Below are 23,337 nucleotides of genomic sequence, written 5' to 3' on the forward strand. Positions count from 1 at the left end.
CTTCAGGTATCTCGCTGTACGACGGGCTGCCCCGGCCCGTTCGGATGATGTGCGGTCAGGTGATCGGGCACCCGCTGTGCGACCAGGACGAACAGCAGGCCGGCGGTCAGTACGTCGCTCGCGCGGCCGGCGAAGAACTCGGTCCAGTTCGCGCCGTTCGGCGTACCGGTGTCGAGGGTGACGTCGGCGAGCCGGCCGATCGGCGCGTCCGGCATCCCGGTGATCGCGACGGTGAGCGCGCCCTGCTCACGGGCGCGCTTGATGAACTCGAGCGTGGTCGGATCGGTACCGGACCGCGTGACGGTCAGCGCGACGTCACCCTCGCCGAGCAGGCCGGCGCCGATCTGCGAGGACTGCGGACCGTCGAAGAACCCCACCGGAATCCCGATCCGCAGCAGCCGGATGTACAGCTCGCGGGCCGGGATCGCGTCGCCCCACTCGCCGTAGATGTGGGTCCGCCGGGCGCCGGCGATCGCGTCCGCGACCCGGGTGGCCGCGGTGAGATCGATCGCGGCCAACGCGTTCCGCAGCGCGTTCGCCTGCGTCGACGCGAGCACGTTGAGCACCTGCTCGGGCGGATCCGCCGGGCCGATCGCCATGCCGATGTCGCTCGCCCAGCCGGCCTCCAGACCGCGGCCGACCTCCATCGCCAGCGCGGCCCGCAGCGCGGGATACCCGGCGTACCCGAGGTGGGTCGACAGCCGGGTGACCGTCGCGGCCGAGGTCTGCGCGGCTTCGGCCAGTTTGGTGATCGAACCGCGCGCGACCTCGTCCGGGTTCGCCAGGATGTGTTCGGCGACCCGTTGCATCGCACCGTTCAGCTCGGGCACGGCCCGCTTGACCTGCTGCAACGGACTCGGACTGCCGGCTCGTTCCATCGAGGAATCCATTCCGTGATCATCACGTATAGACGAACTGGGCACTCGCGACGCCGTCCGCGTCACTCACCACCCGTACCCAGTGCGCACTGAACCCGGGCGGGAAAACGTGTGACCGGATCTGCCCCGGCTCGACCGTCAACGCCTCCACGGCGCCGAACCGGCCGTGCCCGTGAAAGTCGATCTCGACCGTGATCGTCAGCGGATTGTCCGAGAAGTTCTCCAGGTGCAGACACTTTCCGTCGAAGCCCGTCATCAGGTACGGATCGGACGGAACGCCGGCGGAAACCGGTGTTTCCCACCACGGCCCGCCCCACCCTGCCGGCTTGCCGAAACTCCACAGGTCGTCGGTCTTCCCGAACCACAACCCGGATTGCGGCTCGGCGGTCGTCGGATTGAGCCCGTGACTCGGTGAAGCATTGTCCGCACCGGCCACGAGCATCCCGCGCCACGAGCAGAAGTCACCCAGGACCCACAGGTGCGTCGAGATCGGGCGGACACCCCAGATCCGGCCGCCGTACGCCCACGGCGACACCTCGTAGAACATCCCGTGGTGGTCCATCAGCAGTCGCTCGTGCTCGACCTCGCGGATCCGCGGCCACTCGGTCTGCCACTTGTGGTCGAAACAGTGCGAAGCCTTCGGCAGCCGGTACCGCGTCCACTGCTGGTCGGCCTCGGTGAACACCTCGAGGATCGCCGACGCCCGGTCCCACCCGGTCGCGAAGATCGTCCCGCCGAACTCGTGCCGCCCGCCGATCGCCGTGAACGGATCGTCCCGCAGGATCTTCCACGACGTACCGTCGTACTCGGCCAACCGGCCGCGCGACCGCTCGCCGGCCCACTCCGGCTCGGCGTACTCGTTGGAACACACCACGAGCCGGCCGAAACTCGTGTAGCAGTCCTTGTAGTGCACCTTCATCTCGCCGTCGGTCCCGAGCTCGTCGTTGAGGTCGAAGAGCTGCGTGCACTCGTACGTCGTGACGTCGAGCTCGAACAGCTCGCCCTCCATCACGAGCACGTAGACGTGCGTGTCCGGTTTCGTCAGGTGCCGCGACGTACCGCAGACCCGGAGCGGCTCGAGCTCCGGGATCGTCACGATCTTGTGGTCCGCGGAAATCACGTGCGGCCCGAGGACCAGCTTCGAGGTCGGAAAATGCACGAAACGGTTGGTGTACGTTCCGTCCACGCCGAGAGTTTCCGGAACGATTTCCATCGACAGGTCGGCGTCGACCCGGCGCAGGCTGACGCCCGCCCCGGACGGCGCCTTGTGGGAGTTGTAGTTCTGGACGTAGAGCTTCCCGTTCCACGGCATCAGCGAACCGATACCGAGCTCGCTGCGCGGCGGCCCGAAGTCGCCGATCTGCGCGAGATGCGGAAAGACACCTGACACGTTCTGCATCATTTGATCCCTGTATGAGTCATGGCGGCGATGAAGCGGCGTTGCAGGACGACGAACACGATCAGCACCGGCACGATCGAGATCACCGAGGCGGCCATCGTCAGACCGGGCGCGATCTGGCCCTGTTCGTCGACGAAGTTGGTCAGGCTGAGCGGCAGCGTGTACCGGTCCGGGTTGCTGATCAGCACCAGCGGTGTCTCGTAGTCGTTCCAGGACCAGACGAACGCGAGGATGCCGAGTGCGCTCATCACCGGTGTTGCCAACGGCAAGTAGATCCGGGTGAACACCCGCCACTCGTTGGCGCCGTCCATCCGGGCCGCCTCGGCGAACTCGGCGGGCTGGCTGACGAAGAACTGGCGCATCAGGAACGTTCCGAGCACGGTGAACATCCCCGGCAGGATCAGCGCCCAGAGCGTGTCGTACAGCCCGAGTTTCTGGAAGTAGATGAACCGCGGAACGAGCAGCAGCTGGGCCGGAATGATCGCCGTCGCCAGGTACAGCAGGAACAACTTGTCCCGGCCCTTGAACGACATCCGGGCGAACGCGTAGCCGGCCATCGTCGCGGTGATCAGCTCCCCCGCGACCCGCAGCAGCGCCACGAACACCGAGCGGCCGAACGCCGGAAGAACCGAGGTCGCCCCGCTCAGGACAGTGCTGAAGTTGTCCCACTGGAACGGGTTCGGGATCCACTGCATCGGGATCTTGTAGGCGTCCACGTCCGGTTTCAGTGCGGTCGAGATCATCCACGCGAACGGCGCGAGGAAAGCGATGGCGAGGGTCCACAGCGGGACGCCCCAGATCCACTTGCTGTACTTCTTAGTCATTGAGGGCCCTCCCTCGCTGCGCCCGCCAGGTGAGCAGGGTCAGGACGAGTACGCCGACGAACGTCACCAGGCCGATCGCCGACGCGTAGCCGAACCGGTAGAACTGGAAGCCGGTCTGGTACATGTAGTACGAGATCGTGGTGGTCGCGTCGCCCGGACCACCCGCGGTGATCAGCGCGATCAGGCCGAAGCCCTGCGAGGCCCCGATGATCAGCGTGACCAGCAGGAAGATCGTTGTCGGCAGCAACGACGGCCAGGTGATCACGCGGAACTTCGACCACGCGGAGGCGCCGTCGATGTCGGCCGCTTCGTACAGCTGCTGCGGCGCGTCCTGCAGCGCGGACAGGTAGATCAGCGAGCAGTACCCGACGCCACCCCACACCGCCATCACGATCAGCGCCGGCAGCGCCCAGTGCGAGGAGGCGAACCACCCCGGCTGGAGCCCGAACGCGTCGAGGACCTGGTTCACCAGGCCGGCCTTCGGGTTCATCAACATCAACCAGGTCATGCCGATCGCAACCACGTTGACGATGTACGGCAGGAAGAAGATCGCCCGGAGTACGGCGCGACCCGGAAGCGGACGGTTGAGCGCGATCCCGAGGGCGAGTCCGAGTACGACGGTGAGCGGGACCGACACCACGACGTACACCAGTGTCAGGCCGATCGCGTGCCAGAACCCGGGGTCCCGGGCGATCGCGACGAAGTTGTCGAGGCCGTTGAAGGTGATCCCGCCGAGGCCGGACACCAGGTTCCAGTCCGTGAAGGCGAGTACGACGACGCTGATCAGGGGGATCAGCGTGAACGCGATCACGCCGAGCAGGTTCGGGGCGATGAACAGGAACCCGATCCAGCCGGACGGGCGGATCCCGGAGCCCCGCTCGGTCCGGGCCTTGGTGCCGGCCGCGACGACCGTGGCGGTGGCCATCAGGGCCTCCTCTCGTTACGGGCGATCGCGGCGTCGGCAAGCCGCCGTACCTCACGGATCGCGACCCCAGGGTCCTTCTCACCGAGCCAGCACAGGTCGCGCTGCTGCTTCATCGCAAGGGAAATCTCCGGAAATCCGGTCAGCCGGGTGTCGGTCGCGAGCTTCGGATCGGACGCCAGGACGACGCGCCGGAACGAGTCGAGATCGAAGTACTTCTCCGGCTCTTTTCCGAGCATTCCGGAAACGATCTGCTCGTCGGTGACGTTGCCGAGCGCCGGCATCTTGCCGCCCTTGAGCATCGGCGTCGCGCCCTCGGTCAGCCAGAACTTCACGAACGCCCAGGCCGCCTCGAACTTCGGCGACTTCGGGTTGACCATGATGAAATTGCTGAACGAGCCGCCGTTCCAGTTCTGGCCGTCGACGGTCGGCGACGGCGCGAACGCGACCTTGAAGTCGTGCGGGTACTTCTTCGCGTCGTACAGGTAACGCAGGTTGAACGGGGCCGTCGACCAGAGGTGGAACTCCTCGCCGAGGAACGAGTTCTGCTGGTACGCGTCCAGGTGCCGGGACAGCACCTCGGTCCACGGGAACGCCGTACCCTGGGCGATCATCTCGCGGCCGACGCGGAAACCCTGCTCGAAGTGCGGATCGCCGAAGTTCGAGCGGTTTCCGTCGTACCAGTAGTTCGGCCCGAGGGCGATCCGGGCGACGTCGGGCAGCGTGTACGTGCCGACCGTCTTGTCCGTCGTCAGCTTCTTCGCCGTCGCGCGGAACTCGTCGATCGTCCACGACTGCGGAAGTTCGACGCCGGCCTGTTGCCGGAGCTTCTCGTTGAACAGCACGAAGAACGGCTCCCGCGCGGTGGCGAGCGCCTTGACCTTGCCGTTGTCGATGTACGACCGCGGCTGCTCGGTGTCGAGGAACACCTGCAGCTCCGGGTCCGCCTTGACCCGATCGGTCAGGTCCGCCGCCAGTCCGGACCCGGCCCGCAACGCCATCGCACCCTGCGAGTACGTGAAGTACACGTCGATGTCGACGCCACCCTGGAGGGCGGTGTCGAGCTTGAGGTTGCCGCGGTCGTCGTTCACGAACCGCGTGTAGTTCACCTTGTACTGCGGAAACTTCGCCTGGAACGCCTTCACCACATCAGCCGGCCCGGATGCCGCCGGCACCCCGCCCCACACCTGCAGAGCCCCCGACCGCCCACCGTCGCCACCGGAACACCCCGGCACCACAGCAGCCGCCAGCCCTGCCCCCACCCCGGCCAACACCTCCCGCCGAGAAAATCTTTTACGCCTCACAACCCACCTCCCACCAGATTGCGCAAAAGATTAGCGACCCCAACCCCTCCTGCCTACCCCCAACGCAAATCTTTTTCAGAACCCGCTAACGACAGGAGGTAGTACCGCCCACCGGCCGTCGGCACCTGGTCGCGAGCGCATCTCAGGTAGCTCGACAGGCCTACCTCCTGTCGTTAGCGCGCCGCGAGCGCGCTGCGAACGGTCTCAATCACCCAGGCCGGATCCCCGATCACCTGCTGATAGGTGAACCGCAGTACCAACCACCCGGCACCGACCAGGTCGTCGTACCGCCGGCAATCCGCAGCGAACGCGCCAGCCGAACCGTGGAACTCATAGCCCTCGGCCTCCAGCGCGATCCGCGCCACCCGATGCCCGAGATCGACCCGAACCCGGATGCCGCCGGCGTACACGATGACCTGGGGCTCGAAGTCGTCGATCCCCGCGCCGATCAGCAGGCTCCGCAACATCGACTCCAGGAAACTCTCCGACCGCGTGGTGGCTGCGGCGGCGACCCGAACCGCGTTCGGGCGACCCGGTCCACGCATCGCCTCGGCAGCTGCTTCCAACTCGTCCTTCGCCAGCCTGCCGGTAGCCAACGCCGCGTCAGCCACGGCGAGCGCCTCGCCGAACGGCAGTAGTCGCGAACAATCGAGGGCAGTTCGCAGCAGGCCGGTCAGCCGAGCATCACGCTCCACCCGCGAAACCGCTGCCCAGTGCAGCTCAGCCGGGCGTCCCGGCCGAGGCCTGCGCTTCGCAGGAACCGTGACGTGCGGCTTCTCCGGTCGTACGAGCAGGGGCAATCCCCAGGCGGCTGCGGCGCTGGTGTAGGAAACGACACCGTCGTAGGCGACCGCAGCAAGTCGGTCCGGGCCGAGACTGGGCAGGCCGTAGACCCCGCGCGCGAGCCGCTCGACCTCGCCTCGCTGCACCGCCGCCTTCAAGGCCCCGGGCGAGACCAGCCCGACCAGCTGTGCGGCGGTGGCACAGCCACCCAGCCGGGCCAGGATCTCGGCGACAACGGTCACCCACCGATACTGCGGGATTCGCCGCGACTGGCGCGGAAGTTGTCCACAGGCCCGCTAACGACAGGAGGTAGTCGCCTCAGCGAAGACCCGGCACGCTCGGCCGCTCGCTCAGGAACGGCTCAGCAGGCAGTACTTCCTGTCCTTACAGGGTGCAGTTCACCAGGACGGGTTCGTTGACGAGGGTGATGTTGAAGGATTGTTGGACTTGGGTGCGGACGTGGGTGGCCAGGGTCAGGAGTTCCTTGGCGGTGGCTTGGCCTCGGTTGGTGAGGGCCAGGGTGTGTTTGGTAGAGACGGCGGCGTTGCCGATGGTGAAGCCCTTGGAGACGCCGGCGTGTTCGATCAGCCAGGCGGCGCTGGTTTTGACTCGGCCGTCAGGTTGCGGCCACTGGGGAGCGCCGGCGGGGACTTCGGCGGGGGTGTCGAGGATGGGGTTGGTGAAGAAGGAGCCTGCGCTCCACGTGTCGTGGTCGGCGGGGTCGAGGACCATGCCTTTGCTGCGGCGCAGGCCGAGGACGGCTTCCCGGACCTCGGTCATCGGCGCGCGCGAGCCCGCCTCGACGTCGAGCACCCGGGCAAGTTCGGCGTACCCGACCGGCGCCGACAGATCGCCCAGCGTCAGCTGGAAGGTGACCTCGAGTACGACGTACCGCGACGGGTCGGCCTTGAACCGCGAGTTGCGGTAACTGAACCCGCAGTCGCCCGCGAAGATCGTCTCGACCTTGCGGACGACGCGATCCCACACCCGCACGGACGCAACGGTCTCCGCGACCTCGTGACCGTACGCCCCGACGTTCTGCACCGGCGTCGACCCGGCGAGCCCGGGGATGCCGGACATCGACTCGAGCCCGCTCCACTCCTCCGCGATCGCGCGCTGCACGACGCCGTCCCAGTCCTCCCCGGCCGCGATGTGCACCATCGCCCCGGAGCACATGTCCGCGTCGACGCGGATGCCGGAGGTCGCGATCTTCACCACGGTCCCGCGGAACCCGTCGTCCCCGATCACCACGTTGCTACCGCCCGAGAGCAGCAGCACCGGCTCCCCGGCTGCGTCGGCGTCCCGGACCGCGGTGATCAGGTCTTCCTCGGTGCTGACCTCGACGAACTTGTCGGCCAACCCACCGATTCGCAGCGTGGTGTAGTCGGCCAGCGACACGTGCGTACTCACCGGACCCGCACGACCGCCCTGGCCCGGCCGAGCACCTTCTCCTCGCCGGCGACCGCCGTGATGTCGATCTCGGCGAGCCCGTCCGCGACCTTGTCGACGCGCGCGGAAAACGTCACACCCGCGCCCTTGTCGTCGTCCGGTACGACGACCGGCTTGGTGAACCGTACGCCGTACTCCACCAGGTCGGCCGGATCGTCGATCCAGTCCGTGACGACGCGCACCGCGGACGCCATCGTGAGCATCCCGTGCGCGATCACGCCGGGCAGGCCGAGTGCCGCGGCCATCCGGTCGTTCCAGTGGATCGGGTTGAAGTCCCCGCTCGCCCCGGCGTACCGGACCAGGTCCTCGCGCCGCAGCGTGACGGTCAGCGCCGGCAGCTCGGTCCCTACCTCGATCATGCGTCCGCCCGGTTGTGCGAGAGGGTCGACGTCGCCGTGGCGATCGGCTCGCCGTCGACTGTGGTCAGGGTGGTCTCGTACATGATCACCTCGACGGGCCCGGCCTTGCGCACGGTGGTGATGGTGGCGGTCGCGGCGATGTTGTCACCGGCCTTGATCGGACGGGTGTAGTTGAACTTCTGCGCGCCGTGCACGATCCGGTCCAGCCGCAGGCCGAGCTCCTCGTCGTTCAGCAGCTCCTCGAGCGCGCGGCTGCCGACCATGAACGCGAACGTCGGCGGCGCGATCGCGTCGTCGCCCCGGTACGCCGGGTTTCGGTCACCGATCGCGTCGGCGAACTCCCGGATCTTCTCCCGGCCGACCTGGTAGGACTCGGCGGCCGCGTAACTCCGGCCGACCATCGTGGCGTCGATCGTCATATCCGCTAACCCTACTGGCAGACTATGGTCCGGGTTTCCGCCGCCCACGATTGTGACGGAGAAGGTTGAACGTGACGACAGTGGCGGCGCTGGCGAGGTACGCGCCTCGGTACCGGCTGGAGATCGGCGAGCCGGAGGGCTCCGCGTGGCTGCGGGTGGACCGGATCCTGGAGCCCGGCAGCCCCGAACTCACCGAGCTGCTCAAGCGGGACGACGAGGCCAGTTGCCACCGTACGGCGCACGCGAACGCGCTCAGCATGATGTCGTTCTACGCCGGCCGCGCGCCCGCGACCGCGCTCCTGCTCTGGGCGCTGGAGGGCCGCGTCCTCGACATCCGCCCGCAGAACCTGTGGGTCCGGCCGCACGACGGGCACGGCATCGCGGCAGTCGCCGTACGCTCCGCCCGCTTCCTGCCCGGTGGGATGGACACGCTGTACGACGTGGTGCTGCGCCAGCATCTGCTGCCACTTGCCGAGGAGCTGCACCGGCGGACGCGGGCCGGGTTGCGGCAGGTGTACGGCGGTGTTGCGGCGGGCGTCGCGATGGGATTCTGTGCCGCAACGCGCGAGGACGTCACGGTGGAGCCGACGTACCTGCTCGAGCGGTGGCGGACGTTCATGGCGAAGGCACCTGGCGGGCTGGCGCGGCTCGGCGAGGTGGAGGTAGCGGCCGGGAAGCTCGTCTACCTGCGGAACACGTGCTGTCTGTATTACACGAGCGACGTCGGCAACGGCACGCTCTGCGGCTCCTGCTGCCTCACTCCGCGTGACGAGCGTCTCACGGCGTACGAGGGCGGCTGCCCGATTCTGACCGTCTGAGGGAACAGCGAAGGGCCGCTTCGGTAGTCCGAAGCGGCCCTTGCGAAAGACCTGAGGTCAGCGCGTCTCGCGGTGGTCCGTGTGGTCGTTGCACCGGTGGCAGTACTTCTTCAGCTCAAGACGATCCGGGTCGTTACGCCGGTTCTTCTTGGTGATGTAGTTCCGCTCCTTGCAGACCGTGCACGCCAGGGTGATCTTCGGGCGAATGTCGGTTGACTTGGCCACTGCTGCCTCTTCTGTTCAGGAGTGCGCAACTGAGGTGATCGCACTCTCGAGATACTGCCTTGCCAGGTAGCGGGGGCGGGAGTCGAACCCGCGACACCACGATTATGAGCCGTGTGCTCTAACCACCTGAGCTACCCCGCCGGGTGAGAGTTCGTCATCCCACCCGGAGGTGGGATGCCGTTCTCAGAGCCCCTTTACGGAATCGAACCGTAGACCTTCTCCTTACCATGGAGACGCTCTGCCGACTGAGCTAAAGGGGCGGGCCGAGGAGAGAGATTACACGGTCCGCCGCCCCGATGTGAAATCGAGCCGACCGCACCTTGCAGGCCCCTCAGTCCGTCCCGGAAATCATACCGGGTCCGGCGGAGTGCTCTTGACCATTTTCAGTCCAGTACGGCGTCGTCCTCGGAGAAGTCGTCAGAAGCGTCCGTCGGCGGATGCGCGAGATGCCACCGGACCGACGCGCGGAGCGTCTCGGCCGGATCCACTGGTGCCCAGCCGAGCACCGTGCGCGCCTTCCACGGGTCCATCAGCAGGTGCTGGTCGATCGCCCCCGTGAGCGACAGGTCCGACGGCAGCAGGTCGTCCCGCACCCGCACCAGCTCCGCGTCCTCGACCCCCGCCGCCGCCAGGATCTGTTCGGCGAACAGCCGGTACGGCGCGGTCGACGGCTCCACCACGTTGAAAGCACCGGGGAAGTCGCCACCCAGCGCCAAGGACACTGCGGCCGCGACGTCGCCGACGTACACCCGGCTGAAGAGGAACTGCCCGGAACCGACCGGGATCCGGCGCCGCCCGGACCGGACTCGCCGCAGGACGAACTCGAAGCGCCGCTGATAGTCGTGCTCGCCGTACACCGCCCCGAGCCGCAGCACGGTCGCCCCCCGCGGGAGGTACCGCTCCTCCACCTCCAGGTTCTCGTACTTCGGCCCGTCGACGAAGCGGCGGTCCCGCAGCGGTGATTCCTCGGTCAGCGGCAGCGCGTCCGTCGTACGGTCCGAGTGCAGCCCGTCGTAGGCGCGGTAGACGTCGCCGCTGGAGATGGCGACGAGCTTCACGGACGGTCCGACCGCGCCGAGGGCCGCGTCGGCGGCCGCCGCGTTCATGCCCGAGATGTCGACGAGTGCCTCGGGATCGAACGGTTTCAGCGCGGCAGCCAACGCCGTCCCGTCGTGACGGTTGACGTGCGCGTGCTCGACGGGCACCAGATCGTCGGGCTCATGGTCGCCGCGGTGCACCACCAGCAGCGTGTGCTGCTCCGCAGCCAGCCGCTCGACGACGGCCCGTCCGATGAACTGGGTTCCACCCAAGATCGCGATCCGCATGGAGACAGTCCTACCGCTCCGGGTGCCCGGGTCCTAGATTCGTCTGCGATCGGCAGACAGCGGATGTCGAGAACCGCCGGACGGCTCCGTCCTACTGGCAGGACCTACGAGAGGAGCAGGGATGTCCGAGACAGCAATGCCGCCGGTGGTGCCGGCCGAGGAATGGGCTGCGGCCCGCGCCGAACTGCTGGTCGCCGAGAAGGAGGCCACGCGCACCCTGGACCGGATCGCGGCCCAGCGGCGGCGGCTGCCGATGGTGCGGTTCGGCGAGTACACCTTCACGTCGGCGGACGGGCCGGTCACGCTGCTGGAGTTGTTCGGTGAGCACCGCCAGCTCGCGCTGTACCAGTTCATGAACGTCGGACCGGACGCGTTCTGCGGCGGCTGCACGTATTTCACGAAGAACGTCGCCAACCTCCCAGGCCTGGCCGGCAACGACGTGGCCTGGGCGACCGTTTCCGACATGCCGATCGAGCAGATGGCCGGGTACTGGAAGGAGATGGGCTGGGAGCACATCCCGTTCGCCTCCTCGGCGAGTACGACGTTTTCCGCCGACTGCGGTGTCGGCGGCGGCTTCCTGCTGAGCATGTTCCTGCGCGACGGCGACAACGTTTTCCGCACCTACACGACCGGCCAGCGCGGCGTCGACCGGCTGTTGTTCAGCACCAACGTCTCCGACCTCGCCGCGTACGGCCGCCAGGAGGACTGGGAGGACTCCCCGGCAGGCTGGCCGCAGGCGCCGACGTATGGCTAGGCCCAGACGCGGCTCGGGTACGACGCTCGCAGTGCCGGCATGACGTCTGTGACGAAGGTCTCGACGGACTCCCGGTTGTCCTCCTCCGGGAGCCCCGCGACCTCCAGCGAGATGCCGGAAAGCTCGTGCCCGAACGCTTCCTGGTACCGGCCGAACTTGTCGATCACCTGTTCCGGCGACCCGACCAGCACCGATCCGCCGTCGAGGAACTCCTCGAGCGTCCGGAACGGCAGCTGGTTGTGCCGGGCACCCGGTGAGTCCATGAACGCGTCGAAGATCGGCCGGTACCCATCGACCGCCTCCTGCGACGTCTTCTTCACGTACAGCCCGTTGAACCCAGCACCCACCACAGCTGCCGCCGGGTCCCGCCCGTACGCCTCCCAACGCTCCCGGTAGTGCCGGATCAGCCCGGCGTACTTCTCCAGCGGATGGAAGCCGTTCGCCGAGAACAAGGGATCACCCCAGCGCGCGGCCAGCTCGGTGGACTCCGTCGATGACGCCGACCCGTGCCACAGCGGGATGCCCTCCGGTCGGTACGGGCGCGGCTGCGTGGTCGCGTCGGTCAACGCCGGGCGATAACGCCCCGACCAGGAAACTCCGGTTTCCTGCAGCAGTCGACGGAGCAGCTCGTACTTCTCCCGGTTCCGGTCCCACTGCCCGTCCAGCTCGTACCCGAACAGCGCGTTCTGGTCCGGGTCGTTTCCCTTTCCGATGATGATGTCGAGCCGTCCACCCGACAGCTGGTCGAGCGTCGCGTAGTCCTCCGCGACTCGCACCGGGTCCAGCAGCGACAGCACCGTCACCGTGGTCAGCAGCCGGATCCGCGACGTCACCGCCGCGATGTAGGACAGTACGACCGGCGGCGACGACGAGATGAACCGTTGCGCGTGCCGCTCCCCCACGCCGTACGCGTCGAAGCCCAGCTCCTCCGCCCACTGCGCCTGCTGTACGACGCGCCGGAACCGCTCGGACGGCGTGAGCTGCACGCCGCTGATCGGGTCCGGCGAGTTGTCGATCAATGTGTAGGTACAGAACCTCATCGCACCTTCTTCTCGCCCGCGGTCACCGGCAGACCGAGGCGGTTACCGGGCACCGGCGCCGGGCAGGTCCCGTACGCCGTGAACGCGAACGGCAGGTTGATGGTCCGGTTGAAGTCGATCCGCACCGACCCGTCCCGCTCCACCGGCCCGGTCGTCACCGTCCGCCAGGGCGCCGTTTCCTCACCGTTCGTCTTGTCGTGGAACGAGAGGTTGAGCCGGCTGTCACTCGCCGCGGTCGCGACCAGCTCGTACGCCGTACTGCCCAACGCGACGTGCACCGTGCCGACCGCGGTGATGTGCTGACGCAGGTCGTCGCGCGCCGTGGACACCTCCACCCGCTGCGCCTTCGAGTACGGACTGAAATACCCGGTGACCGTCCAGGCGTCGTCGATCGGGTACGTCGGTACGCCCTGGAAGCCCTGCCGCGTCGCCGCGCCCGGGTCCCGCTGCCGGACGGCGTACCGGCCGCCGCGGAGAACGAGTTCCGCCAACCGGTTTCCGTGCAGCAGCCAGCTGATCGAGCCGGCTTCCGGAACGCTGGCGGAAACCGTTCCGTGTACTGGTTCTCCGCCCGCCGTCAGTTCCCCGGAGGCCGTGACGTGGGCCTGTTCGTCCGCCCACCACTTGCCGGCCAGACCGTCGATCGCGGTCGGTGTGGCCGACAGCCAGTTGAAGGCGACGACGGACAGCCAGCCGTAGTCGGTGTCCAGGTCGCGCTCCCGCGCCGCGTGCCAGGTCTGCCAGTCCTGCTCAAGATCGGAAACGACCGTCATGACGCTTTCCTTTGTTCGCGGTGGGCTACCTCGGAGCGGACCAGCGGGATCACGTACCGGCCGAAGTCGATCGCGTCGTCGTAGATGTCGTAGCCGCGGGCGGAGAAGATCCGGATCCCGAGGTCGTAGTAGTCGAGCAACGCGGCGGCAACGGTTTCCGGCGTTCCGACCAGTGCCGTGGAGTTTCCGCCGCCACCGGTCACGCCGGTCGGCGCCGTCCAGAGTGCGCGATCGTGGCGCTCGCCGGCCGCGACCGCCTTCAGCAACCGCTGCGATCCGGCGTTTTCCGGCGTCTTCGACCGCAGCCGGGTGCTCGCCGGAACGCCGCCGGCCTGCACATCCTTGATCCGGCCGAGAACGCGTTCCGCCTTCTCCCACGCGAGTTCTTCGGTCGGCGCCAGGATCGGCCGGAACGCGATCTGGATCGTCGGCCGGTCCGTCCGTCCCGCGCGCGCCGCCGCGGCGTCGATGGTCGCGAGCTGATCCCGGGTCCCGGCAAGCGGCTCACCCCAGAGCGCGAAGATGTCCGCCTCGGCCGCACCTACCGCGTACGCCGCCGCGGACGAGCCACCAAATGAGATCCGGGGCCGCGGCTGCTGGATCGGCTTGATGTCGGCGAGGAACTGCTCGAACCGGTAGTGCTTTCCGTCGAAGTCGAACCGGGTGTCCGAGGTCCACGCCTGCTTGAGGATCTGGATGAACTCGGCGGTCCGCCCGTACCGGTCGTCCTTCGCCAGGAAGTCACCCTCCGCGGCCTGGTCCGCGGTCGACCCGCCGGTGATCACGTGCACCTCGAACCGGCCGCCGCTGAGGTGGTCCAGGGTCGCAAACGTTTTCGCGGTCAGCGTCGGGTACGCGACGTTCGGCCGATGGGCAACGACGAGGTTGATCCGCTCGGTGCGGCCGGCGACGTACGCCGCGACCTGGGCCGGGTCGGGTGAGCCCGAGTGATAGGCGAACAGGATGCGGTCCCACCCGTTGTCCTCGTGGGCTCGCGCGAGTTTGCTGGTGTACTCCAGGTCCAGCGGGTCGCCGGTTCGCGGCGTCACCTCGCTGGCCGGGTTGGTTCCGGCAATGCCGAGGAACTCAACTGGCATGGCGTTCTTCCTTCCGTACGGTGGGTGCGAGCAGCTTGAGCAGGTCCCTGGCGACGGCGTCGTTCTGCCGGAAGCCGGGACCGTTGAAATGCGGCCGGGAGAAACCTGACGAGCCGGCCGATCCGGAAACGGACGGCCCGAGCAGAAACAGCGTTTCCTGCGTGGATCCGTCGGAGCGGATCGCGCGGCATCGCGAGTCCGCCTTGAGCTGACCGCCGCCGAGACTCGTTCCGTCGGCCGCGAACAGCTCGTCCGCCGCCAGCGCACCCGAGTCCAGCAGACCGCGCAGCAACGGATCGGCGGTCGCGAGTACGTCGGGACGCGGCAACCGCGCCTCGACGAAGGCCCGCGCCCGGATCTCACCCGCCACAGCAGGGCTCGTGGCAACGAACTGATCGTTGTCCATAGCAACCTCAAGATCCGGACCGGCGAACCGGACAACGCCGGCCCGGTGCAGCGCGAGCAGCTCCTCCAGCCGCCGCGGCGGTGGTCCGCTCGCCACGAACGAGAAGAACCCATGCCACTCGGTCTCCACCCGCCGTACCCGGTCTTCGTCCGACAGTTGCCCGTCGGTGATCGCCCGCGACAACACGCTGTAGATACTCAGCAGCGCGTTGAACACGGCCAGATCCGCCGAGTACGCCGGATCCGCGCGCCGGAGCAGGTCGTTCTCGATCAGCTCGGTGAGAAACCGCTCGAACCCCTCCCGATCCTCGAAGAACCGTCCCGCCAACGGCCGATCCAGCTCGTGCCGAACGAACCGGTCGGCAGCATCCGGGACAGCCGCGTCAACGGCAACCTCGAACTCCGCATCGAATCCAGGCGACCAGACGTCGAGCGCTTCGGCGAACCGTTCCCACGGCCACCGGGTTCGTTCGGGATGGGCTGTGAACAGCTGCCGGTAGTGGGCGTAGGCCAGTTCTTTCTCGATTAACGGCGCCACGTCGCAGTCGAAGTCGAGAAGGCCTTCGCCCAACGCCTCCTTCGTCAGGTAGCGCGTCGGAACCGGCTTCGTTCCCGGGACGGTGTAGCCGAGCTTCGAGTGGTACGGGACGCCGCGGCGTGAACCGACGTACAGGATCGGCTCGTCGCCGGAGGGGTGGTAGCTGAGGATGCCGTCGCACTCGTCGTACCAGCCGCCGCGGCCCTCGGTGAGCAGCACCATCAGGTCGACGAACGCCTGCCCGAAGCCGCGGACGATCACCGGTGCCTGCGGCCACAACCCGTCCAGGTCGACGTCGGCGGTGTACCCCGGCGGGATGTACGTCAGGCCGGCGTCCGCGGCCTGCGCCGCCCACGCCGATTCCGAGGCCGTGGGCAACCGATCGAGATAGCCGAGCGCGAGCACCACCGCGTCGGCCGCGATCTCCCGTCCGGACCCGAGGATCACCCGCTGGTCCGCAGTGAGCTCGACGGCTCGCTCCGGATGGGTGACGACGGTCGCGGGGAGAGCGCGGACGACGCGCTCCCACACCCACGCCAGATACTCCGCCTGCACCAGACGCGGTGGGAAGTCCATCGGGCCGGGCGGTTCGAGCCCGGCCTCCTCGAGGATCACCGCACCCTCACCGGCGACCCAGGTGGCGAGGTCCGGCCCCGGCACGATCGGCCCGTCGCACTCGACCGACTCGTCGGTGAAGATCGTGACGTCGGACGTCATCGAGTTCATCCACAACAGCCGCGACTGCTCGCGCCGCCAGATCCGCCCGCCACCGGCCGGAAACGGATCCACCACGTGGATCTCGACCCGGCGGCCGCCGAGCAACTCATCGGCACTCGCCGCGAACCGTTCCAGCAACCCGGCGGTCCGCGGCCCACCACCCACGAACACCACCGTCGCCGGCGGCTCCTTCCACGGATGCAGATCGGCCACGGTCATAACGACAGTCCGAGGTGATCGCGAAGGGTCGTGCCGGCGTATTCCGAGCGGAAAACGCCGCGTTCGCGGAGCAGGGGGACGACGCGGTCTACGAAGTCGTCGAGGCCGGACGGAGTGAGGTGCGGAACGAGTACGAAACCGTCGGCCGCGTTTTCCTGGACGTGCCGGTTGACGGCCTCCGCGACCGTGGTGGGTGAACCGACGAACGTCTGCCGGTTCTGCTGGTTGATGACGGTCTGCCGTAGCGACCAGCCGTGCGCCTCCGCCTGCGCCCGCCACTCGGAAACGATCGGAAACGGATCGTTGTACCCGACCCGCCCCCGTGTCACCGACGACCCGACGACCGGGTCCTCGGCCGGCAGCGGACCGTCCGGGTCGTACGCCGAGAGATCGCGTCCCCAGAGCAGTTCGGCCAGCACCAACGCGGTCGGACCGGAAACCTGCTGCTCCCGGATGTACGCCGCTTTCTCGATCGCGTCGGCGTCCGTGTCCGCGACCACGACCGTCACCGCGGGCATGATCTTCAGCGACTCGTCGGTCCGCCCGTACTTCGCCAGCCGCGCCTTCACGTCCTTGTAGAAGGTCTGCCCGCCTTCGAACGTCCCGTGCCGGCTGAAGATCACGTCCGCGCTCGAGGCCGCGAACTCGCGTCCCTCATCGCTGTCGCCGGCCTGGATGATCACCGGCCGGCCCTGCGGCGACGGCGGCAGACCGAACCGCCCGCGGATCGTGAAGTGGGCGCCGTCGTCCGCGAAGGCCCCAGCGCCCTCGCGGGCGAACGCACCCGCCGCCTGGTCGAGGACGAGTTCGTCACCGTTCCAGGAATCCCAGAGTTTCCGTACGATCCGGAGCGATTCCTGCGCGCGGACGTACCGGTCGCCCTTGTCCAGGTACCCGCCGCGGCGGAAGTTCTCGCCGGTGAACGCGTCCCAGGACGTCACGACGTTCCAGGCCGCGCGGCCGTTGGAGACGTGGTCGAGGGTCGAGAGCCGTTTCGCCAGTTCGTACGGCTCGTTGAAGGTCGAGTTGACGGTCGCGGCCAGGCCGAGGTGCGTCGTGACCGAGGCGAGCGCGCTGAGCACGGTCAGCGACTCTGGCCGGCCGACGACGTCCAGGTCGTGGATCCTCCCCTTCACCTCGCGCAGCCGCAGCCCCTCGGCCAGGAAGAAGAAGTCGAACGTCCCGCGTTCCGCGGTTTCCGCAAGTTGCCGGAACGATCCGAAATCGATCTGCGACCCGGCCACGGGGTCCGACCAGATGGTCGTGTTGTTCACGCCCGGAAAATGCGCGGCAAGATGGATCTGCTTGGTCATCGCACACTCCTCGCGTACCTGTTCTGCGGCCGCCGCAACCCGAGCCGCCCGCGCAAACTCCCGCCCTGCTCCCCGGACCCGACCAAGCCGCGTTCCCGCAGCACCGGCAGCAACTGCTCCGCGATCACCGGCACGTCGAGCTCGAGCGACGCCGGCCGAAGCTGTACGCCGTCAACGCCCGCCGCGGCCCATCCCTCGATCAACGAGGCGAGCCGCTCGACACCGTCGACGTGCGGCCGCACCTCGGCGGACACGAGCACCAGCGGCCCGACCACCTGGTCCGACGTCAAAGTCACACTCCGATCGGCGAGCGTCACACTGCGACCAGCGTTTTCCCGCAGCTCCCGCACCCGGGTCGACAGGTCGCCGGAATCCGGCAGAAACACCAGTTCCGCGTCAGCGGCTGCGTCCAACGCCTCCGGGCTGGTGACCCGGATCGCGGTGATCGGGTGCCCCTGCGGCGGCCGCGGGACGATCGACGGACCTTTGACACTGAACGTCGGTGTTTCGAAGTCGACGTAGTGCAGCTTCTCCCGATCGACGAACCGCCCGGTGGCAGCGTCGCGGATGACCGCGTCGTCCTCCCACGAGTCCCACAGGCGACGCCCGGCGTCGACGACGTACCGCGCCTCGCGCCACGTCTCGGCGGCCGCAGCCGGCTCGCGCCGCCCGATCACCGCAGCCGCTTCGGCCGATGTCGAGACGTCCGCGATCCATCCGGCCCGGCCACCCGAGATGTGGTCGAGCGTCGCGACCGACGCCTGCACGTGGAACGGTTCCGTGTGCGTGACAGTGATCGTCGGCAGCAACCCGATCCGTTGCGTCACCGGCGCGACCCGCGCAGCCAGCCCGAGTGCATCCAGCCGGACACTCACCTGATCGAGTACGTCGTCCGGCGCCTCGAGCGCGTCCGCGAACGTCACGAGGTCAACACCCGCAGCCTCCGCCCGCTGCGCCGCGCGTACGGCGAGCTCACCGGTCAGAATCGCCCGCGGATCAACCTCCGGAGCACGCCACGCCCCAGGATCCCCGCCCGCCCCGTCGATCTCGATCGCCGTGATCAACCCCCGGCTCATGACGCCACCTTCAACGCGACCGGGAGGTCCTTCCTGAACGGCAGCGGACCGATCGACTCGGGATCGGCCTCGGTGTCGAACTGCGGCTCGAACCCGACCGCCAGATACAATCCAGCCGCCTCGGGCTGCCGCGGACCGGTTGTCAGATACAACCGCCGATACCCGAGATCGAGCGCCGCCGCCTCCAGTTCGGCGAGCACGCGACGCCCCAACCCCTGCCGGCGATGCAGATGCGACGTCCACATCCGCTTCACCTCGGCGGTCTCGTCGTCGTACCGACGGATCGCGCCGCCGGCAACCGTCTGGCCGCCGTGCCGCAGCAGCACGAACGCGCCGCCCCGCTCGACGTGAAAGTCCGACGGCGGTACTTCGGTCAACTGCGTGTTCTCGTTCGTACGCCCGTACCGCGTGCTGTACTCGACGACCAGATCCGCCAGCAACGGCGCCGCCTCGGGATCCTCCGGCCGCGCCCGGATCGCCTCCACCGCAGCGATCTGCACCGGCGTACTCTCCACTGGCTGTTCGCCCTCGACGGTCGCGAGGAACGCCTCCGTCACCTGATACAGCGGGACCGATGCCACCGGATCGAGCAGCAGCCCGCCGCCGTCGTACAGCTGGACGTGCGAGGACAGGACGAACCACCCCTGCCCGATCGCGCCCGCGCCGAGGCTGGTGAGCACCGGCCGGAGGGCGTAGTCGATCACCAGCACATGCGCCGGCGTACCACCCGTTGCCAGCGGCAACACTGTCTTGCCCTTCAACGCGTACTGCGGCAACAGGTCGAGAAACACCTTCAGCAAACCGGAGTACGCCGCCTTGTAGACCGGGGTCGTGACCACGACCGCATCCGCGTTCTCGAGCACTGCGGCCGCTGCGGAAATCGCTGGATCGTCGGCCTGACCGCGCAGCAACGGCTCGGCCGGAAGATCGCGCAACACGATCGGTGTGACGGTGTGGCCGTGGCTGATCAGGCGCTTGGTGACATAGTCGAGAACCGCGTCGGTCCGCGACGGGACCGAGGGGCTGCTGGAGATCGTTGCAATGGTCGCCATTGAGTTCTCCTATTTCTTCGGCAGACCGGGCGGGTTGATCAAGGACTTCGGGACGGCCTCGCCCTGCAGGCCCCACTTGGCCAGCACCTTCGCATAGCTGCCGTCGACGATCGCCGCGTTCAGTGCGTCCGCGAGCGGCTTGACGAGACCGTTGTCCTTCTTGGTCGTGATCCCGACCAGGCCCTGCACGGGATAGCTGGACGAGACGGTGCCGACGATCTCGGTCTTGTGCTGAGTCGCGACGTGGTACGACGCGTTCGGGTTCGGGCCGAGGTACAGGTCGATCCGGCCGGACTGCAGCGCGAGGTAGGTGTCCGCGGCCTGCTGGTAGTACTTGAGGTTCGCGGGTTTCCGCCCGGCCGCGACGTTCTGCTTGTTCCAGTCGACCAGGATCGCTTCCTGCAACGTTCCGGAACCGACCGCGACGTTCTTTCCGGAAAGGTCCGCCGGGCCGGTGACCTTCAGCCCCGATCCCAGCTTCGCCTCGAACGCGTGCAGCCCGAGCCGGTACGTCGCGAAGTCGTACTTCTCCTTGCGCAGTTCGGAAACTCCGATGTTCGAGATTCCGACCTGGTATTTCCCGGAGTCCAGCCCGAGGAACAGGTTCTCCCAGCTCGTCGTTTCGATCTCGGCCTGCAGCCCGAGCACGCTCGCGACCAGGTAGGCGATGTCGATCTCGACCCCGATCGGCGTCTTGTTGTCGTCCGCCGTGAACCCGAGCGGCGGCAGACCGCCGCCGGCCGAGCCGTTCCCGATCACCAGCTTCCCGGACTCCCGCACCGAGGCCGGCAACTCGGCCGCGATGCTGTCCACCTTCGCCGAGGTGATGTGCTTCTGGTCGGCCGAGGTGTCGAACGCCACCGCCGACGTGTCACCGCTCTTGGCAGCGGGTTCAGTTTGTGGATCCGCACAAGCAGCCGCCGCCAGCAGAACCATGCCGAGCACCAAGCTCCAACGTTTTCTCATCAGTTGTCCTCAGCTCGTCAGGGGAAGGCCGGGCGGGTTGATCTCGGACTTGGCGACCGCCTCGGTCGACACGTTCCAGCGGTCCAGAACCTTGGCGTAGCTGCCGTCCGCGATCACGCCGTCGATCGCCGCCTGGTAGGCCTTCACCAGGCCGTTGTCCTTCTTCGTGGTGGCCGCAATCAGGCCCTGTAGCGTCGGCCCGGCGCCGGAGAACTTGCCGATCGTCTCGGTCTCACCGGACGTCTTCACGTGGTAGGCGATCGACGGGTTCGGACCGAGGTACCCGTCGATCCGGCCGGAACTCAGCGCCAGGTACGTGTCGGTGTTCTTCTGGAAGTACTTGATCGTTGCCGCCGGCAACCCGGCCTTGACGTTGGCCTCGTTCCAGTCGACCAGGATCTTCTCCTGATTCGTCCCCGAGCTGACCGCAATCGTTTTCCCGGCGATGTCCTTGCCACCGGTGACCCGCCAGGTCCCGCCCTTCTTCGCCTCGAACGCGATGTCGTCCTTGCGGTACGTCGCGAAGTCGTACTTCTGCTTGCGCTTCTCCGTCACGGTGATGTTCGAGAAGCCCACGTCGTACTTGGCCGAGTCGAGGCCGACGAACAGGTTCTCCCAGCTGGTGACCTGGACCTCAGGCTGTAGCCCGAGCGCCTGGGCGACCAGGTAGGCGATGTCCACCTCCAGCCCGATCGGGGTCTTGTTGTCGTCGGCGTAGAAGCCGAGCGGCACGCTGCCGCTGCCGAAACCGGCACCGACGACCAACGTGCCGCGGTCCCGGACCTTCGCCGGCAGCAACGCGGCAGCGGCATCGTTGCGAGTGGTGGTGACACGGTTCTGCTCGGCGGAGGTGTTGACCCCGGTGTCCGAGGCAGCGGTGGCCTGTACACCACAACCGGCCAGCGTGAGCAGCGCAAGGGAGAGGACAAGAAGTCGTTTCATCACAGCACCTTCGAGATGAACGCACGGGTGCGCTCGTGGACGGGGTTGTCGAGCACTTCGCGCGGTGGACCGGACTCGACGATGCGGCCGTCGTCGATGAAGACGACCGTGTCGGCGATCTCCCGGGCGAAGCCGATCTCGTGGGTGACGACGACCATCGTCGAGCCGTCGCGGGCGAGTTCCTTGATCACGTCGAGGACCTCGCCGACGAGCTCCGGGTCCAGCGCGCTGGTCGGCTCGTCGAACAGCAGGACCTTCGGTTTCAGCGCCAGCGCGCGAGCGATCGCGACACGTTGCTGCTGACCGCCGGACAGTTGCCGCGGATAGGCGTCCGCCTTCTCGCCGACGCCGACGCGCTCCAGCAGGTCCCGCGCGAACGGCTCGACCTCGCTGCGCTTGCGGCGCTGCGCCGACACGGGCGCCTCGACGACGTTCTCCAGCGCGGTGAGATGCCCGAACAGGTTGAAGTTCTGGAACACGAACCCGACCTGCGACCGCTGCCGGAGGATGTCGCGCTCCCGCAGCTCGTGCAGCTTGTCGCCGCGGCGTCTGTACCCGATCAGCTCGCCGTCGATCCGGATCAGCCCGCGATCCACCTTCTCCAGATGGTTGATCGACCGCAGCAGCGTCGACTTCCCCGATCCGGACGGGCCGAGGATCACGGTAACCGCGCCGGCCTCGACCTCGAGGTCGATCCCCTTCAGTACTTCGAGCTCGCCGAAGCTCTTGTGCACACCCTTCACGTCGATCATCGCGTCGTACCTCGCGCGAAGCGGCGTTCCACGTAGTACTGCACGATCGACAGCAGTGTGGTCAGCACGATGTACCAGACCGTGGCGACCATCAGCAGCGGTACGACGCGGCTGTTCCGGCCGTAGATCACCTGCACCTGGTAGAAGAGCTCCGGGATCGCCATCACCGAGACGATCGAGGTGCCCTTGAACAGACTGATCACCTCGTTCGCGCCGTTCGGCAGGATCGAGCGCATCGCCTGCGGCAGCACGATCCGGAAGAACTGCCGCCGTTTCGGAATCCCCAGTGCGGCGGCGGCTTCGGTCTGGCCGGCGTCGACGGAAATGATTCCACCGCGGATGATTTCCGCGGCGTACGCCGCCTGATGCAGAGCCAGTCCCAGTACGGCGGCGCCGAGCGGACCGAACAGGTTGTTCGTACTGAAGTGCACGAACTCCGGGCCGAACGGGATGCCGAGGCTGAGCTCCTGGTAGAGGTACGCGATGTTGAACCAGAACAGCAGCTGCACGATCAACGGGATCGAGCGGAACGCCCAGATGTAGCCCCAGGCAACTACTTGCAGGAACGGGCTGCCGGACAACCGCATCGACGCGAGGACGGCGCCGAGCACGAACCCGAGCACCGTGCCGTACACCGTCAGCTGCACGGTCACCCAGAGCGCCGAGAAGACGGTCTTGGTGGCGAAGAACTGGAAGAAGGTCGGCCAGTCCCAGCCCGGGTTGGTGGCCAGTCCGTGCACGAACATCGCGAGCAGGACGAGTACGACGCCGACACCGACCCAGCGCCACGGATGTCGCCGGGCTACGACGGTCAGATCGGCTTCGAGCGGTACTGCGGTCGCCGGCGGTCCGGTCGTACCGGACGCAGACGTGACTGAAGTGGTGGACACGATGACACTCCCTGGCGGTGGGCAGGCTTCGCGGGCCCTGCGACGGCGGAGGGCGGCAGCGGGCAGCAGGCGTCCGGAACCGGACGCCCTGACAGGAC

At 67.7% G+C, this 23,337-nt stretch carries 24 protein-coding genes and 2 tRNA genes; 2 read left to right on the top strand and 24 right to left on the bottom strand.

All coding sequences use genetic code 11. The features are described from left to right. Positions 1 to 2 precede the first annotated feature (2 nt). From EV649_RS18595 to EV649_RS18635, 9 genes are all read right to left on the bottom strand, one after another. Positions 3 to 878 carry a MurR/RpiR family transcriptional regulator gene (locus EV649_RS18595; RefSeq protein WP_241998329.1) on the bottom strand — a complete coding sequence of 292 codons (876 nt, stop codon included), beginning with the start codon at positions 876 to 878 and terminating at the stop codon, positions 3 to 5. 22 nt (positions 879 to 900) lie between these two features. Beyond that, positions 901 to 2,280, bottom strand: a complete 1,380-nt coding sequence (locus tag EV649_RS18600; RefSeq protein WP_130384696.1) for a hypothetical protein — start codon at positions 2,278 to 2,280, stop codon at positions 901 to 903. Beyond that, the gene (locus tag EV649_RS18605) at positions 2,277 to 3,101 is read right to left on the bottom strand and encodes a carbohydrate ABC transporter permease (RefSeq protein WP_130384697.1); all 825 of its coding nucleotides are present in this window, start codon (positions 3,099 to 3,101) and stop codon (positions 2,277 to 2,279) included. Before EV649_RS18605 ends, EV649_RS18600 begins: the two co-directional genes overlap by 4 nt. Continuing rightward, positions 3,094 to 4,026, bottom strand: coding sequence for a sugar ABC transporter permease (locus EV649_RS18610; RefSeq protein WP_130384698.1), 933 nt, complete (start codon positions 4,024 to 4,026; stop codon positions 3,094 to 3,096). The genes EV649_RS18605 and EV649_RS18610 overlap by 8 nt, the downstream gene beginning before the upstream one ends. Continuing rightward, complete coding sequence (locus tag EV649_RS18615; RefSeq protein WP_241998331.1) at positions 4,026 to 5,285, bottom strand: ABC transporter substrate-binding protein; 1,260 nt, start codon at positions 5,283 to 5,285, stop codon at positions 4,026 to 4,028. Before EV649_RS18615 ends, EV649_RS18610 begins: the two co-directional genes overlap by 1 nt. Before the next feature lie 215 nt (positions 5,286 to 5,500). Next, complete coding sequence (locus EV649_RS18620) at positions 5,501 to 6,352, bottom strand: type IV toxin-antitoxin system AbiEi family antitoxin domain-containing protein (RefSeq protein WP_130384699.1); 852 nt, start codon at positions 6,350 to 6,352, stop codon at positions 5,501 to 5,503. A gap of 142 nt (positions 6,353 to 6,494) precedes the next feature. Then, complete coding sequence (locus EV649_RS18625) at positions 6,495 to 7,520, bottom strand: UDP-N-acetylmuramate dehydrogenase (RefSeq protein WP_130384700.1); 1,026 nt, start codon at positions 7,518 to 7,520, stop codon at positions 6,495 to 6,497. After that, on the bottom strand, positions 7,517 to 7,918 hold the full coding sequence (locus EV649_RS18630; RefSeq protein WP_130384701.1) for a MaoC family dehydratase: 402 nt from the start codon (positions 7,916 to 7,918) through the stop codon (positions 7,517 to 7,519). The genes EV649_RS18625 and EV649_RS18630 overlap by 4 nt, the downstream gene beginning before the upstream one ends. Further along, on the bottom strand, positions 7,915 to 8,337 hold the full coding sequence (locus EV649_RS18635) for a MaoC family dehydratase N-terminal domain-containing protein (protein ID WP_130384702.1): 423 nt from the start codon (positions 8,335 to 8,337) through the stop codon (positions 7,915 to 7,917). Before EV649_RS18635 ends, EV649_RS18630 begins: the two co-directional genes overlap by 4 nt. Positions 8,338 to 8,408: 71 nt before the next feature. On the opposite strand from EV649_RS18635, the gene EV649_RS18640 reads away from it, so the two are divergent. Beyond that, positions 8,409 to 9,155 (top strand): (2Fe-2S)-binding protein, encoded by a 747-nt coding sequence (locus EV649_RS18640; RefSeq protein WP_241998333.1) that lies wholly within the window; start codon positions 8,409 to 8,411, stop codon positions 9,153 to 9,155. Between the two features lie 57 nt (positions 9,156 to 9,212). Here the strand turns inward: EV649_RS18640 and rpmG are convergent, their stop codons facing one another. The 4 genes from rpmG to EV649_RS18660 form a co-directional block, all read right to left on the bottom strand. Beyond that, entirely contained in the window at positions 9,213 to 9,380 is a 168-nt protein-coding gene (gene rpmG, locus EV649_RS18645) for a 50S ribosomal protein L33 (protein ID WP_130384703.1), read from the bottom strand. A 67-nt stretch (positions 9,381 to 9,447) separates the two neighbouring features. Further along, positions 9,448 to 9,521, bottom strand: a tRNA-Met gene (locus EV649_RS18650). A 46-nt stretch (positions 9,522 to 9,567) separates the two neighbouring features. Further along, positions 9,568 to 9,640: transfer RNA gene (locus tag EV649_RS18655), tRNA-Thr, on the bottom strand. A gap of 123 nt (positions 9,641 to 9,763) precedes the next feature. Next, on the bottom strand, positions 9,764 to 10,705 hold the full coding sequence (locus EV649_RS18660) for an NAD-dependent epimerase/dehydratase family protein (RefSeq protein ID WP_130384704.1): 942 nt from the start codon (positions 10,703 to 10,705) through the stop codon (positions 9,764 to 9,766). A gap of 121 nt (positions 10,706 to 10,826) precedes the next feature. Here EV649_RS18660 and EV649_RS18665 point away from each other — a divergent pair, with 121 nt between their 5' ends. Further along, on the top strand, positions 10,827 to 11,459 hold the full coding sequence (locus EV649_RS18665; RefSeq protein WP_130384705.1) for a DUF899 family protein: 633 nt from the start codon (positions 10,827 to 10,829) through the stop codon (positions 11,457 to 11,459). On the opposite strand, the gene EV649_RS18670 is transcribed toward EV649_RS18665, so the two are convergent. The 11 genes from EV649_RS18670 to EV649_RS18720 are packed head-to-tail and all read right to left on the bottom strand — an operon-like array spanning position 11,456 to position 23,239. Continuing rightward, complete coding sequence (locus tag EV649_RS18670) at positions 11,456 to 12,499, bottom strand: LLM class flavin-dependent oxidoreductase (RefSeq protein WP_130384706.1); 1,044 nt, start codon at positions 12,497 to 12,499, stop codon at positions 11,456 to 11,458. The genes EV649_RS18665 and EV649_RS18670 overlap by 4 nt on opposite strands. Beyond that, positions 12,496 to 13,272 carry a DUF1684 domain-containing protein gene (locus EV649_RS18675; protein ID WP_130384707.1) on the bottom strand — a complete coding sequence of 259 codons (777 nt, stop codon included), beginning with the start codon at positions 13,270 to 13,272 and terminating at the stop codon, positions 12,496 to 12,498. The genes EV649_RS18670 and EV649_RS18675 overlap by 4 nt, the downstream gene beginning before the upstream one ends. Beyond that, the gene (locus EV649_RS18680; protein WP_130384708.1) at positions 13,269 to 14,369 is read right to left on the bottom strand and encodes an LLM class flavin-dependent oxidoreductase; all 1,101 of its coding nucleotides are present in this window, start codon (positions 14,367 to 14,369) and stop codon (positions 13,269 to 13,271) included. The genes EV649_RS18675 and EV649_RS18680 overlap by 4 nt, the downstream gene beginning before the upstream one ends. Further along, positions 14,359 to 16,248 (bottom strand): FAD/NAD(P)-binding protein, encoded by a 1,890-nt coding sequence (locus EV649_RS18685; protein WP_130384709.1) that lies wholly within the window; start codon positions 16,246 to 16,248, stop codon positions 14,359 to 14,361. The genes EV649_RS18680 and EV649_RS18685 overlap by 11 nt, the downstream gene beginning before the upstream one ends. Next, on the bottom strand, positions 16,245 to 17,561 hold the full coding sequence (locus EV649_RS18690; protein ID WP_130384710.1) for an NtaA/DmoA family FMN-dependent monooxygenase: 1,317 nt from the start codon (positions 17,559 to 17,561) through the stop codon (positions 16,245 to 16,247). Before EV649_RS18690 ends, EV649_RS18685 begins: the two co-directional genes overlap by 4 nt. After that, entirely contained in the window at positions 17,558 to 18,637 is a 1,080-nt protein-coding gene (locus tag EV649_RS18695) for an LLM class flavin-dependent oxidoreductase (RefSeq protein WP_130384711.1), read from the bottom strand. Before EV649_RS18695 ends, EV649_RS18690 begins: the two co-directional genes overlap by 4 nt. Then, a complete protein-coding gene (ssuE, locus tag EV649_RS42035; RefSeq protein ID WP_130384712.1) occupies positions 18,634 to 19,689 on the bottom strand; it encodes an NADPH-dependent FMN reductase in 1,056 nt (351 codons plus the stop codon). Before ssuE ends, EV649_RS18695 begins: the two co-directional genes overlap by 4 nt. Positions 19,690 to 19,698: 9 nt before the next feature. Next, positions 19,699 to 20,655: an ABC transporter substrate-binding protein gene (locus EV649_RS18705; protein WP_130384713.1), complete on the bottom strand. Its 957-nt coding sequence runs from the start codon at positions 20,653 to 20,655 to the stop codon at positions 19,699 to 19,701. 9 nt (positions 20,656 to 20,664) lie between these two features. Beyond that, the gene (locus EV649_RS18710; RefSeq protein ID WP_130384714.1) at positions 20,665 to 21,597 is read right to left on the bottom strand and encodes an ABC transporter substrate-binding protein; all 933 of its coding nucleotides are present in this window, start codon (positions 21,595 to 21,597) and stop codon (positions 20,665 to 20,667) included. After that, complete coding sequence (locus tag EV649_RS18715; protein WP_130384715.1) at positions 21,597 to 22,349, bottom strand: amino acid ABC transporter ATP-binding protein; 753 nt, start codon at positions 22,347 to 22,349, stop codon at positions 21,597 to 21,599. Before EV649_RS18715 ends, EV649_RS18710 begins: the two co-directional genes overlap by 1 nt. Next, a complete protein-coding gene (locus tag EV649_RS18720) occupies positions 22,346 to 23,239 on the bottom strand; it encodes an amino acid ABC transporter permease (protein WP_130384716.1) in 894 nt (297 codons plus the stop codon). Before EV649_RS18720 ends, EV649_RS18715 begins: the two co-directional genes overlap by 4 nt. Between the last annotated feature and the right edge of the window lie 98 nt (positions 23,240 to 23,337).

The organism is Kribbella sp. VKM Ac-2569, assembly GCF_004216905.1.
Taxonomy (GTDB): domain Bacteria; phylum Actinomycetota; class Actinomycetes; order Propionibacteriales; family Kribbellaceae; genus Kribbella.

What these genes read in the sequence shown, in the direction of transcription:
- EV649_RS18595 (WP_241998329.1), bottom strand. Translation starts at nt 878, where the DNA reads ATGGAACGAGCCGGCAGTCCGAGTCCGTTGCAGCAGGTCAAGCGGGCC.
- EV649_RS18600 (WP_130384696.1), bottom strand. Translation starts at nt 2,280, where the DNA reads ATGATGCAGAACGTGTCAGGTGTCTTTCCGCATCTCGCGCAGATCGGC.
- EV649_RS18605 (WP_130384697.1), bottom strand. Translation starts at nt 3,101, where the DNA reads ATGACTAAGAAGTACAGCAAGTGGATCTGGGGCGTCCCGCTGTGGACC.
- EV649_RS18610 (WP_130384698.1), bottom strand. Translation starts at nt 4,026, where the DNA reads ATGGCCACCGCCACGGTCGTCGCGGCCGGCACCAAGGCCCGGACCGAG.
- EV649_RS18630 (WP_130384701.1), bottom strand. Translation starts at nt 7,918, where the DNA reads ATGATCGAGGTAGGGACCGAGCTGCCGGCGCTGACCGTCACGCTGCGG.
- EV649_RS18635 (WP_130384702.1), bottom strand. Translation starts at nt 8,337, where the DNA reads ATGACGATCGACGCCACGATGGTCGGCCGGAGTTACGCGGCCGCCGAG.
- EV649_RS18660 (WP_130384704.1), bottom strand. Translation starts at nt 10,705, where the DNA reads ATGCGGATCGCGATCTTGGGTGGAACCCAGTTCATCGGACGGGCCGTC.
- EV649_RS18665 (WP_130384705.1), top strand. Translation starts at nt 10,827, where the DNA reads ATGTCCGAGACAGCAATGCCGCCGGTGGTGCCGGCCGAGGAATGGGCT.
- EV649_RS18670 (WP_130384706.1), bottom strand. Translation starts at nt 12,499, where the DNA reads ATGAGGTTCTGTACCTACACATTGATCGACAACTCGCCGGACCCGATC.
- EV649_RS18675 (WP_130384707.1), bottom strand. Translation starts at nt 13,272, where the DNA reads ATGACGGTCGTTTCCGATCTTGAGCAGGACTGGCAGACCTGGCACGCG.
- EV649_RS18680 (WP_130384708.1), bottom strand. Translation starts at nt 14,369, where the DNA reads ATGCCAGTTGAGTTCCTCGGCATTGCCGGAACCAACCCGGCCAGCGAG.
- EV649_RS18685 (WP_130384709.1), bottom strand. Translation starts at nt 16,248, where the DNA reads ATGACCGTGGCCGATCTGCATCCGTGGAAGGAGCCGCCGGCGACGGTG.
- EV649_RS18690 (WP_130384710.1), bottom strand. Translation starts at nt 17,561, where the DNA reads ATGACCAAGCAGATCCATCTTGCCGCGCATTTTCCGGGCGTGAACAAC.
- EV649_RS18695 (WP_130384711.1), bottom strand. Translation starts at nt 18,637, where the DNA reads ATGAGCCGGGGGTTGATCACGGCGATCGAGATCGACGGGGCGGGCGGG.
- ssuE (WP_130384712.1), bottom strand. Translation starts at nt 19,689, where the DNA reads ATGGCGACCATTGCAACGATCTCCAGCAGCCCCTCGGTCCCGTCGCGG.
- EV649_RS18705 (WP_130384713.1), bottom strand. Translation starts at nt 20,655, where the DNA reads ATGAGAAAACGTTGGAGCTTGGTGCTCGGCATGGTTCTGCTGGCGGCG.
- EV649_RS18710 (WP_130384714.1), bottom strand. Translation starts at nt 21,597, where the DNA reads ATGAAACGACTTCTTGTCCTCTCCCTTGCGCTGCTCACGCTGGCCGGT.
- EV649_RS18715 (WP_130384715.1), bottom strand. Translation starts at nt 22,349, where the DNA reads ATGATCGACGTGAAGGGTGTGCACAAGAGCTTCGGCGAGCTCGAAGTA.